The 11,916-nt window shown below is 67.0% G+C and carries 9 protein-coding genes; 4 read left to right on the forward strand and 5 right to left on the reverse strand.

Features of this window, described 5'->3' with window-relative positions:
- Nucleotides 1-61: 61 nt before the first annotated feature.
- Complete coding sequence (locus MYA_RS27355) at nucleotides 62-1,291, forward strand: Crp/Fnr family transcriptional regulator (protein ID WP_238539611.1); 1,230 nt, start codon at nucleotides 62-64, stop codon at nucleotides 1,289-1,291.
- A gap of 19 nt (nucleotides 1,292-1,310) precedes the next feature.
- Here MYA_RS27355 and MYA_RS32345 read toward each other — a convergent pair whose 3' ends face one another.
- Nucleotides 1,311-1,844, reverse strand: a complete 534-nt coding sequence (locus tag MYA_RS32345) for a hypothetical protein (RefSeq protein WP_238539612.1) — start codon at nucleotides 1,842-1,844, stop codon at nucleotides 1,311-1,313.
- A gap of 352 nt (nucleotides 1,845-2,196) precedes the next feature.
- On the opposite strand from MYA_RS32345, the gene MYA_RS27365 reads away from it, so the two are divergent.
- Nucleotides 2,197-3,183, forward strand: a complete 987-nt coding sequence (locus MYA_RS27365; protein ID WP_238539613.1) for a sensor histidine kinase — start codon at nucleotides 2,197-2,199, stop codon at nucleotides 3,181-3,183.
- Nucleotides 3,184-3,268: 85 nt separating this feature from the next.
- Here the strand turns inward: MYA_RS27365 and MYA_RS27370 are convergent, their stop codons facing one another.
- Nucleotides 3,269-4,159: an amino acid ABC transporter substrate-binding protein gene (locus tag MYA_RS27370; protein ID WP_014726062.1), complete on the reverse strand. Its 891-nt coding sequence runs from the start codon at nucleotides 4,157-4,159 to the stop codon at nucleotides 3,269-3,271.
- A 307-nt stretch (nucleotides 4,160-4,466) separates the two neighbouring features.
- Nucleotides 4,467-7,844, reverse strand: coding sequence for a YadA family autotransporter adhesin (locus tag MYA_RS27375; RefSeq protein WP_041494387.1), 3,378 nt, complete (start codon nucleotides 7,842-7,844; stop codon nucleotides 4,467-4,469).
- Between the two features lie 986 nt (nucleotides 7,845-8,830).
- Between MYA_RS27375 and MYA_RS27380 the strand changes: the two genes are divergently transcribed.
- Together MYA_RS27380 and MYA_RS27385 are read left to right on the forward strand one after the other, a co-directional pair.
- The gene (locus tag MYA_RS27380; RefSeq protein ID WP_014726065.1) at nucleotides 8,831-9,646 is read left to right on the forward strand and encodes a response regulator transcription factor; all 816 of its coding nucleotides are present in this window, start codon (nucleotides 8,831-8,833) and stop codon (nucleotides 9,644-9,646) included.
- Between the two features lie 351 nt (nucleotides 9,647-9,997).
- Nucleotides 9,998-10,906: a LysR family transcriptional regulator gene (locus MYA_RS27385; protein WP_014726067.1), complete on the forward strand. Its 909-nt coding sequence runs from the start codon at nucleotides 9,998-10,000 to the stop codon at nucleotides 10,904-10,906.
- A 216-nt stretch (nucleotides 10,907-11,122) separates the two neighbouring features.
- Here MYA_RS27385 and MYA_RS31805 read toward each other — a convergent pair whose 3' ends face one another.
- Nucleotides 11,123-11,275 (reverse strand): hypothetical protein, encoded by a 153-nt coding sequence (locus tag MYA_RS31805; RefSeq protein ID WP_158333105.1) that lies wholly within the window; start codon nucleotides 11,273-11,275, stop codon nucleotides 11,123-11,125.
- Between the two features lie 31 nt (nucleotides 11,276-11,306).
- Nucleotides 11,307-11,732, reverse strand: a complete 426-nt coding sequence (locus MYA_RS27395) for a DoxX family protein (RefSeq protein ID WP_050991258.1) — start codon at nucleotides 11,730-11,732, stop codon at nucleotides 11,307-11,309.
- Nucleotides 11,733-11,916: the final 184 nt, after the last annotated feature.

The raw sequence follows: 11,916 nt of genomic DNA on the forward strand, positions 1-11,916 counted from the left end.
AGTCGATCACGGCGTCGCCGTCCGGCGTTTGCGCACCGCGCGTGCGCGCACCGCGAAAGCTGTGCGAAAGACACATGAAAGCCGGTATAGACGCACGGTGGAACGAAGCCGCCCCCGGCCCGACGCCGCCATCACACGATTCGCGTCCCGGTCGACCGCGCCGACCATTCGCGCGCTCGCGATCGCGGATTCATGCGTCATTTATGCTATAAATGGGCGCCTGATCCGATCCCCTGTTGCCCTTGCGACGGGACTGCGTCGCAGGCTGAACATCGTGCACGACTGGTATGCATTATTCGACGAAGTAAAAAAGCTGGGCGGCTATCCCAGCGACGCCCAACTCGCGGAGGCGCTCGCGTTGACCCGCGCCCAGATATCCGCGTGGCGCACCGGTAAGAGCGACCTCGGCACGCTGTCGAAGCTGCGCATCCTCGATGCGCTCGGTCAGGACGACGTGCGCTCCGCGGTCCTGAGTCTCCTGCCGGAAAGCAACCGCGACATCCTGATCCGTCAGCATCTCGAACTCGTCGCCCGCGTGGCGCAAGGCACGCAGTCCGATCGCGGCAGTCGCGACGGCGCGCGCGCAACCGGTGCCGCGCCTTCGGACAACCGGCTGCTGCGTGCGCTGCCGGCCGACGAACTCGACCGGCTAGCACCGCATCTCGTACCGGTGGATCTCGCGCCCGGACAAGTGCTCCACAAGCAAGGCGACAGCCTGAGCCACCTGTATCTGCCGACTACCGCGGCCTGCGTCGTCTTCCATTCCACGAAAGCGAGCGCACCGCTCGGCCTGGCCATGATCGGCAACGACGGGCTCGTGGGCTTGTCTGCATGTATCGGCGAGCCGCGCGCGGCCAACCGCGTGGTCGTCCAGGGCGCGGGCCATGCATACCGGCTCGACGCCGACGTCGCCAAACAGGAATTCTCGCTCGGCGGCACGTTCCAGCGACTGCTGCTGCGCTATACGCAGGCATTGCTCGCGCAGATGTCGCAACTCACCGTGTGCGGGCATCACCATTCGCCGCTGGAGCAGCTGTGCCGCTGGCTGCTGCAAACGCTCGACCGGCTGGACGGCAACGCGATCCAGTTCAGCAGGAAAGTCTTTCCGGGGGTACTGGCGTTCGACGGCGCGCTCGCCCGCAATACGCTGCGCAAACTGGAGACCGACGGCGCGATCCGCTATCGTCCCGGCCTGATCACGATCGTCGATCGCGACGCGATCGAGCACCACGCGTGCGAGTGCCACCGCATCCTGTGTCGCAACGACGCACGCGTGTTCGCCATGCGCTGACCCACGACGGGAAACGCGTTCAGGCGGGCGGCGTGTCGCGCACCGCACTGTGCCCGCGTGCCGCGAACACCGCGTCGATGATCTGCTGCAGCCGCATCAGGCAGCCTTGAGCATCGCCCGGGGAGTTCAGTTCGAGCGCTTCCAGCACGTTGACGATGCCTGCCAGAAACGCGTCCCCGACCGGATCCTCGCGGCCGCACGCGCGCAGGTACTCGGCGCGCCCATACAGCGCACAGATGAAATCGACCTGATGGGCCGCAAACGATTCATCGTCCTGCGCGTCGACCTCGAAACGCTCGTGCGCGTGTCCCTGCAGCGCGATGGGCAGACGAAAAAACATGTTCATACCACTGGCCTCGAATGAGAAGGGACCGCTAGGCCGGAGCGCCTGCGACACCCCTCTCTGCCATTGAAACTTTCGCCGGACCCCGCCGGCTCGCCATTTTTCTTCCGCGGCGATCCCTTCGTCAAGTATATTTGACACTCGGAGACTCGCGAAGATGATGCACAACGATTCGATGGACGTATTGACCGTCGCCGGGCTGTTCGTCACGCTCGGAACCTGGGCCTGGGTTTTCTGCAAAATGCAGCGCGTCGCCGCCACGGACCATCAGACGAATGCCGCGTGCGATACGCCCGTCGCGTCCAGCAATCGCGATCACGTCGTTCTGTTCAATCCGGCAGCCGAACGCATGGTCGGACGCAGCGCGCGCATGCCGGCCCACCCTACCATCGCGACGTGTCGATCCGCTGAAACAGAGCACGCGCGCCGTATCGAACCGGACTCGGCACCGCTCGCAAACGCCGCCGGCATCGCGACGTGCGTTCGCGCCATCGACGCATCGCCGGCGCGCGCCGCGCACCCGCGCGCATGTGCCGAACACAACCCCGTTGCGACGTGGCTGATGCGCGACGGCGTGATCGTCGGGGTGAACGACGCATGCCTCGCGCTGCTCGGCGCGCTCGCGCCGGCAGACGTGATCGCCACAGCGGCATCCGCGTGGCTCGACGCGGACGGCCTGAAAGGCGTGCGTCGACAACTGGCGATGGCGCCAGTCGCGCCGCACGGGCGGACCGAGCCGACGGCTGGCGTCCTCACGCGCCGCGACGGTCGGACCCGCGACGTCGACGTGTTGGCGACCGTATCGAGCGACGCAGTTCATGCGCCGGTGCTGTTGACGTTCCACGACGTCACGCGCCGCAATGCGACCGAGCGCGAGCTGCGCGAATCGCGCCATGCGTTGCGCGAGCTCGCGCGCGGCGTGCAGCGTGAGCGCGAGGCCGAATTCGCACGCGTTGCCCGCGAGCTTCACGAAGGGCTCGCACAACCGCTCGACGCGTTGAAGATCGAGATCGCCGCGCTGAACGCACGTTATGCGCAGCTGATGCAGCGAGACGGAACCGCGGACGAAGCCAGCCGGAAGATCGACGCGCATCTGGACCATCTCGCCGCGCACGTGCGGCAACTTACCGCCGACCTCAGGCCGCCGATGCTCGACGAGTTCGGGCTCGCCGCCACGCTCGAGTGGCTCGCGCAGGATCTGTTCGCCCGATACGGCGTGAAGATCGACACCGACCTCAGCGCGACCGTGGTGGACGATGCGGCCGCGTCGGTGCTTTATCGGATCGCACGCGATGCGCTCGAATCCGCGCGGCTGCGCGTGCCCGTTGCGCGCATCGGCGTGCAGTTGCGGCAGGCCAGCGGTTTCGTCAGGTTGACGATCCGGGAGGACGGCGCGCTCGACGACGCCTTCGTCGACCGGCAGCGCCCTCCGGCGCTGTTCGCGATACGCGAGCAGGTCGCGACGATCGGCGGCGACGCCGACTGGAAGACGCTCGCCACGGGCGGGCAGGAACTCGTCGTGCACTTGTCATCGTTGTCGCGCCGCTAGCGCACACCGGAGGCCGTTCATGACGGTGAGGCGAGCGTAGCGGCAGTTGCGCGTTCGACCGCTGCGCGCACGTCGCCTTCGTCGATCATTGGGCCGGCCGATCGCTGCGCGTGACGAGATTCGTCTTCAGCGCCGCGCTCATCGGCATGTCGAGATTCGCGCCGCGCGGCGGAATCGGCGATTCGAACCACTTCGCATAGAGCCGCGCGAACTCACCGCTTCCGATGAGCCGCGTGAGCGTGCCGTCGATGAGCCGCTTGAACGCCGGATCGTCCTTGCGCACCATGCATGCGTAAGGCTCGACCTGCAGCGCGTCGCCGGCGACGACCCAGCTGCCGGGATCGTCGGCATTCGCCCGCAGTCCGTACAGCAGAACGTCGTCGAGCGCGAGCGCGGCGGCCTTGTCGGTCGCGACCATCTGCAGTGCATCCGCATAGTCCTTCGCGAGCACCACGTCGGCATCGATGTGCCGCGCGGCGAGTTCGCGCCGCAAGGTCTTCTCGTTCGTGCTTCCGGCAACCGTCGCGACGGCCTGGTGCGCAAGGTCCGCGTAGTCGCCGATGTGCGACGCGCGCTTCGCCATCAGCCGCGTGCCGGCATAAAAGTAGTTGATCGAGAACGCGACGTCCTTGCCGCGCGCCGACGTATTGGTCGTCGATCCGCATTCGAGGTCGTAGCTGCCGTCGACCAGCAGCGGAATGCGGTTCTGTCCGGTCACCGGCACGTAGGCGACCCGCAGGTCGGGCCTGCGCAGCGTCTTGCGGACGTCGTCGACGACGGCCTCGGTCACGTCGACCGAAAAGCCGACGGCCTTGTGCGGCGTCAGCAGATAGCTGAACGGCACCGCGGCTTCGCGGTACGACACGACGATCCGGCCGGACCGCGAAATCTTGTCGAGCGTCTGCGCGCATGCGGCCGTCGACGCGACGCACGCCGCGACCAATGTGGCGAGCACGGCAAAGGATCGATGTCTCATGACTCCCCCTTTCCACGATGGGCACCCCGCAGGCGCGGTGTGGCGAGCCGTCGCGGCCACGGGCGGAACGCATTCCGCATCCGTCGCCGCGCGTGTTCGAGACCCGACGTGAATTCACTGTAGGCGCCGCCCCTCGCGTGCCCTTGACGCAAGTCAACGGCACGGCGGCGCCGTGGCGCAGGGCCGTCCGGATTTTCCCGAGCGACAATGCAAACGGCCCGAGGTCGATCGACGACCTCGGGCCGCGCACGCGCCGGGCATCCCGCCTGCCCGCCGCGCGCCGCCGTTCAACGGGCTCGCGCCCGCATCAGAACTGGTAGCCGGCGCCCACGACCGCACCGAAGTCGGAGCGCGTATTGCCCGTCACCGACGCCTTGACGACCCAGCGGTTGCTCTCCGTCACGTACGAATAACCGGCCGCGAACCCTTGCTGCCCGTGATAGTTCGACGTCGCCGCCGACACCATCGAGCGGCCCGCGCCGGTCGGCTGCGGCAAGCCGGCCACCGCCATCGCCGAGGCAACGCCGCCGTACATGTCTTTCTTCAGATCGTTGAACGCGTTGTACACCTGTCCGACGCGCTGATCGGTGTAGCCCTTCGCCTGCGTCGACGCAGCGTTCAGGTTGTCGTTCAGCTGCTGCACGTTCACCGCGTCGGTCGGCGCCGTGCCGGCCGCGACGTTGGTGATCTGCCGCTCGTTGCCCTGCGCGCCGACCGAGAACGAATTGTCGCGATCGGCCACCGAGCCCTGCCCGACCGCCACCGCGTTCTTGCCGGTCGCGGTCGCCGTCGAGCCGATCGAACCGGCATCGGCGCGCGCGATCCACGTGGTGTTCGCATCGGTCGCCGCCGCACGGATCCGGTCGTTGGCCGCCGCGGTGTTCAGCGCGCTGTTGAACTGCGCCATGTTGACCGCGTCGTTCGCGTTCACGCCGGCCGCGACGCCGCTCAGCACGCGGTCGCCCGACGTGCCGGCGAAGTTCACGCTCGTGCCGCCCGAGTCCTTGCCGACCGTGATCGCGCCGTTCGCGTCCTGCTGTTGCACGAGCCCGGCCCGGCCGTTCGCGATGTTGGTCACGTTGCTCTGCAGGTTCGAGATGTCGGTCGTGTTCTGTGCGACCTGCTGGTTCGTCGCGTACAGTTGCGAGCCGTTCACCGCGTCGGTGCTGGTCGCATTGAGCGCGCCGGCCTTCACGTTGGTGATGCGCGTGCCGCCCGCGCCGCCGAGCGTGATCGAGCTCTTCGACGCATCGTCGTACTGCACCGCGAGCGCGCCGAGCTGGTCGAGGTTCGACTGCACCGACTTCAGCTGCTTCACGTTCACCGCGTCCGTATCGTCGGTGCCCGCCGCGACGTTCTTCAGCACGACCGCCGCGTTGGCGTTGCCGCCGACCAGCGACACCGAGTTCAGCCGGTTGCCGTTGCCGTCGACGTCGTACTTGACGACGTTCTTCACGGCCTCGCCGGTCTGGTTCGACACCTGGGTGATCTGCTGCTCGAGATCGGTCTTCACGCCGTACAGCTGGCCACCGTTGACCGCATCCGTGCTGCCGGCCGCGATCCGGCCGTCGGCGACGTTGGTCAGCTGCGTCGGCGCGCCGTCGCGTGCGGCGCTGTAGGCGCCGAGCGTCGGGTCGAACTGCAGCGCGTCCTTCTGCAACCCGGCGATCGCGGTCGTATTGCCGGCGATATGGGTTTCGGCGTCGCCGAGGCGCGTTTCGTGATTCTCGAGCGTCGTCGTGTTGCTGCCGACGCGGCCGTCGAGGTTCGTCAACGCGTCGCCGACGTTGTTGAACGCATCGCCGCCAACCCGGTACGACGGCGCGCCGAGCGAGCCGTCGGCATTCGCCGTTGCGCCGCCGCCGAGCGCGGCCGCCGTGGCGTCGGTCGCGCGGCGCAACTGTGCGCCGTTGACCGCGTCCGTGCTGCCGGCCGACACGCTGCCTTCCGCGACGTTGGTCACGCGCACCGGCACGCCGCCGTTGCCCGCGCCGAGCGACACCTGGCGCTTGCTCGCATCGTCGTACTTCACCGCGAGCGCGTCGAGCTGGCTCGTGCCGTCGTGGATCGCCGCATTCAGCTGATCGACGTTCACCGCATCGGTGCCGTCGCGGCCGGCCGCGAGGTTGCCGATGCGCTGCGGCCCGTTGCCGCCGTGGCTCGCGTCATAGGTGCCGAGGCCCGCGTTCCATTGCAGCGCGTCCTGTTGCAGCGCGGCGATATTGCCGGTGTTCACGTTCACCTGATCGCCGAGCTTCGTCACGCTGTTGCCGACGTTGGCGATCGACTGGTTCAGCGTATCGGTCGCCTTGCCGAGCTGGCCGACGTTGACCGCGTCGTTGGTGGCGACGCCGTCCGCGACGTTGTGCAGCGTCGTGCCGTTCGGGCCGGCGAACGTGACCGAATCGAAGCCGCTCGCGCCGTCGTACTTCACGTTGCGCGCGTCGGCCGCCTGCAGGCCGCCGATGTTCGACGCCGCGGTGCTCAGCGACGCGCTCAGGCCGGTCACGTTGTTCTGCAGGTTCGTGATGTTCCCGACGGCGGTGGACAACGACGTCTGCAGCGGCGCGACGGTGCCCTTCAGTTGCCCGACGTTCACCGCGTCGGTATCGGCAACGCCGGCCGCGAGCCCGCTGATCGTCGTGCCGCTCGCGCCGTCGAGCGCGATCGCCGCATGCGAATCGTCGGTGTATTTGACGACGTTCTGCGTCGCGGTGACGATGCTGGTGCTCAGGCTGTTGCCGACATTGGTCACGCGCTGGTCGACGTTGGCGATCGACGTCGACAGCGTATTGCCGACGGAGGTCACGCGCGCATCGACGTTCGCGATGCCGGTGCTCAGCGTACCGTTGACGTTCTTCAGCTGCTCGACGTTGACCGCGTCCGTATCGGCCGCACCGGCCGCGACGTTGCGGATCTGCCGTTCATGGCCGACCGAACCGAACGACACCGCGCCGCCGACCGGCGCCGCGGTGCCGCCGAACACGGGCGTACCGCCGTTGTTCGCGCCGATGCTGCCGGAGCCAATGGCCACCTGGTTGTTGTCGTTCGTCTGCGCGCCCGCGCCGATCGCGACCGACTGCGTGCCGCCCGCACGTGTCTGCGTCGCCGCGTCGTAGGAAGCGCCGTTCGAGACGCCGTCGCTGGTGGTCGGATTCGCGCCGCCGATCGCAATCGAACGATCGCCGCTCGCCAGCGCCGAGTGACCGAGCGCGATGGAGCTCGTGCCGTGCGCGTCGGCGACGTTGCCCAGCGCCATCGAGTAGTCGCCGATCGCGGCCGACTGGCGGCCCATCGCGAGCGCCGTGTTGCCTTGCGCGAGCGCCACCGTGCCGATCGCGGTCGCCGAGTTCGCGAGCGCCTGCGCGCCGACGCCGATCGCAATACCGCCGCCGCTGCTCGAGCCGCCCTGGCTGCCGGCGTTCGACTGGTCGCCGATCGCGATGCCGCTGGAACCGGCCTTCGCGTTCGCGCCCGACGTGAAGTTCGTGCTGCTGGTCGCGACGTACGTGCCGCTCTTCGTCGCGACGCACAACCGGTTCGTGCCGTCGATGCATTGCCCGGTCAACGCGTTGTCCGGATTGCCGCGGTCGACGAAGTTGTCGGCGTGGGCGGCCCCCGCGACCAGCACACCTGCGCTTGCGAACATGGCGGCGACGAGCGCCGAGATCTGGTTCCTCTGCATTTTCTGCTCCGTTATGTGGCTTATGGTTTATGGACTACTTACGTTCATTCACACCGTCGAATCCGACTTCTCGTTGCTCGCGCGGCGCACCGGGCTGTGTTTCGCCATTTGCCCAAATATCAGTAATGCGAAGTTCAGGTTATGGACGAGTTCGGCCCGGCCGATTCTCGCGATTCAGCCTGCTGCAATTGACAATCCGAATGGGACGCACCGCGCGGCGCGACTAACCCCGTTTTTTCTATTTCGTCCGTCGCGCCCCGACCGACTGCTTTACGCGACACATTGTTACCAAGGCAATTCGTTCTGCACCGCTAATGCAGATGCGAAGATTGCCGCGCCGAATATGTATCGTGGTACACATCGATTAGCGAAACCGATTTGGTTTCCTCAGCGCCGGACTTCTTTGTCAGACCGACAGATCCGGTGAATCGATTCGCCATCCAAAGTTCGGACGAATTATGGGACAGCACCTTGCGCTCGAGAAGATGCCATTCTTTATAAAATGACAAATCCTGTATTTTCAATGACTTACATTATAAAAACGGTATGCGCAAACGATTGCGCATTTCCGCGACCAATAAAAATGTTTTCTGAAGCGGACAAATACTTTGCCGGAGCGAATCCGAGGGAAACGCAATTAAGTTAAAAAACGTAAAACCGCAAAACCTTCCCGCGGCACTTTCGCCACGCGTCCGAATAATCCATGCCGTTATGCTGGTGAGGATTCGAATCTCCCACTACAATCCCATTCGCATCGATTCCGGTCGCGACCATGATCTGCCGCTTTATCGCGTCAGCAATAGAAAGAGACAACGCCGGGTATTGGGCCGAGATACTGCCTGCCGTGCAGACCGGCCGATTCTGTTTGTCGATGCGCGCGTGCCGCGCCCGTTCGTGAAGCCATGTCGCAGCTTCCGACGATTTTCCCGCAATGGAATCGATACGCACGGCAACGCAGCCCGCGGCACTTCCCGAACAGGTAAACGATGCAGCCCTCGACATCCGTATTGAGCAATGCCCATATCCTGATCGCTGACGATCAGCCCGACCAGTTGCGCTTGCTGGTCGACCTTCTGCGCGACACCGGGTGCCGGATCAGCATCGCGCATGACGGCGTGCAGGCGTGCCAGCGCGCGCAGGCGTTGTTGCCCGACCTCGTGCTGATGGATGTGCGGATGCCGCGCATGGACGGGTTCACCGCGTGCCGGCGGCTGGCGGCCGACCCGCTGACGAGCGCGATCCCGGTGATCTTCCTGACGGTGGCCGGCGAACTGCACGAGCGCATCGAAGGGCTCGAGATCGGCGGCGTCGATTACATCGTCAAGCCGTTCGAGCCGGCCGAAGTCATCGCGCGGATCCGCGTGCAGCTGATGCGAATGCGGCGCCCGCTGCCAGACGACGCATCGGACGCGCCCGCCGTGGCTGCGGCCGGCAGGGACGACGGCATCATCGTGCGCGCGGCGATCCGCCACCTGTCGCGTTCACTGCACGAGCCGCCGACGGTGGAGCAACTGGCACGCGCAGTCGGTACGCACGAGAAGCGCCTGTCGCGCGCGTTTCGCGACAATCTCGGACAGACGGTGTTCGAATACGTCCGCCACGAGCGGCTGCGCGTCGCGCGCGATCTGCTGGATTCGACGTCGCTCAGCATCGCCAGCATCGCGAAGGAGATCGGCTTTGCGACGCCCGCGAATTTCGCCACCGCGTTCCGCGAACGGTTCGGCATCACGCCGACCGAATGGCGCAGGCAGCGCGTCGCGGCCGCGCCCGCGACCGGCCGCAAGCGGGAACGCGACGCGTAACCGCGGCGGCAACGACGGCTGCGGCTGCCCCGCCCTGTTTCGCGCTTGGCAGCCCGTGCGGGCATTGCCGAATCCTCACACCGCGAACGAGTGATAGCCGCTCACGGCGAGACGCTCGAACAAGTTGGCGACTTTCATCGCGAAGCGCCGTTGGCATAGCTCGTCGTGCGCACCTACGCCTGCCATCGGCCGAACGAAGTCGTATGAAGAAGTGTCCGACCCGCGAGCCGTCACAAGCCGCGCCAGCGAGCCGACGACGACGCGCACCAGCCCTGCGAATCGCGACGACCCATGCTGCCCGCGCCGCGCTGGCGCTGGTACCATACGCCAGCCTCTCTACCGGAACCCGCGATGAAGCTGTCATTCGAAGCGCTCGAAGCCCTGGACGCGATCGACCGCACCGGCACGTTTGCCGAAGCGGCGGAGCTGCTGCACCGCGTGCCGTCCGCGCTGACCTATCAAGTGCAGAAACTCGAGAGCGACCTCGGCATCGCGCTGTTCGACCGCAGCGGACGACGCGCGAAGCTCACGCATGCGGGCCGCGTCGTCGTCGAGGAAGGCCGGCGCCTCTTGCGCGCGGCCGAACAACTCGAGCTGAAGGCGCTGCGCGTGCAACAGGGCTGGGAAACGGAAGTGCGCGTCTGCATCGACGAGATCCTGCCGTTCGACGCGCTGTGGCCGTACGTCCATCGCTTCTATGCACTCGGGATGGATACGCGGCTGCGGCTGTCGACCGAAGTGCTCGGCGGCGCGTGGGACGCGCTGATTTCGCGTCGCGCCGATCTCGTGGTCGGCGCGGCCGGCGAGCCGCCCGAGCTGCCGGACATCATCGCGCGGCCGATCGGCTCGCTCAAGCACGTGTTCGCGGTCGCGCCATCGCATCCGCTTGCCGCACTGCCCGAACCGCTGTCGATGGCCTCGGTCGTCCAGTATCGCGGCGCGGTGATCAGCGATACGTCGCGCGAATTGCAGCCGCAGTCGATTGGGATCGACCCCGGCCAGCCGTACCTCGCCGTGCCGACGCTCACCGCCAAACTGGAGGCGCAATGCGCGGGCCTCGCGGTCGGCACGCTGCCGGAATGCATCGCGGCGCCCGCGATCGCCAGCGGCAAGCTCGTCGCGCGCGAGGTGACGGGCATGCGCGACACCACGCACTGCTATCTCGCATGGCGCGGCGACGAAGCCGGACGCGCACTGCACTGGTGGGTCGAGCAACTCGACAAACCCGACCTCGTCGATTGCTTCACCGCTGCGCACTGACGCTGCCGTTCGACGGCCCGCGCGCGGGCGCGTTCGCCCTGCGCGGCACGCATGGCGCGTGATCACGCCCGCTTCCACGCACGGCCTCGGGCGCCCCGTGCCGATCGTCTGACACGCCGCTCAGGGCTTTAATCGGCGTGGCCTCTGCCCCGGCTGCATCACGCTGCTCTCCGCTCCCGCTTGCGCCCGGCCGACAGCGCCGCGACTTTGCCGGCGTCAGCCGAGCGCATCGTGCAGGCGCTTCATCTCCTTCTCGAGCCACCCGATCGGGCTGAACGACGCGTGGGTCTTCTCGGCCGGCGGAACCAGCATCCGTTCCTCGGCGGCGATATGTTTCGCCAGGCCGTCCGGCGACGCGGCGAAGGTCAACGGGCGCAGGCCGGCCGCGCCTGCGCTCGCGCTACGCGCGCCGAAGCGGGATGCGCGGCAGCGCATAGCGGCCGGCGCCGGCGATCGCGATCGTGCCGAACAGGATCAGCAGCATCCACGCGAACTGCCCGTCGCGCAGCGACCAGTCGGGATGCACGAACACCAGCGCGACGACGGTGATGATCATCACCGGCAACGCGGCGAGCCTCGGCCACAGGCCGACGATCATGAAGATCGGACACACGACTTCCGCGAAGATCGCGAACAGGATCGACAGCGTGCGCCCGAGATGGAACGGGTCCTCGATCGCGGCCGCTTCGGCCGTGTAGTGGACGAGCTTCGGCAAGCCGTGCACGACGAGCAACAGCAGGCTTGCGCTGACGCGCAGGAACAGCAGGCCGAGATCGACGGCCATGCGGGCGGAGGCGGGAGCGGGAGCGGGTTGGGCAGGATTCATGTAACGGTCGTCCGGATGGGCGGATGAAGCGCCGATGCGCCCGTTCGGTGGCGTCACGCCACCGCGAGCGAGCGCGGGCGATCGCGGCACGCACGCCGACATGCGGCCCGCGTGCGCCGTTCGCACAATCTACGCGCGCGAACCGGTGCCGTCCTGTAGCCGGACTGAAACGTTCTGAAGCCTG

The sequence above is a fragment of the Burkholderia sp. KJ006 genome (genome assembly GCF_000262695.1).
In the GTDB taxonomy this organism is placed as follows: domain Bacteria; phylum Pseudomonadota; class Gammaproteobacteria; order Burkholderiales; family Burkholderiaceae; genus Burkholderia; species Burkholderia vietnamiensis.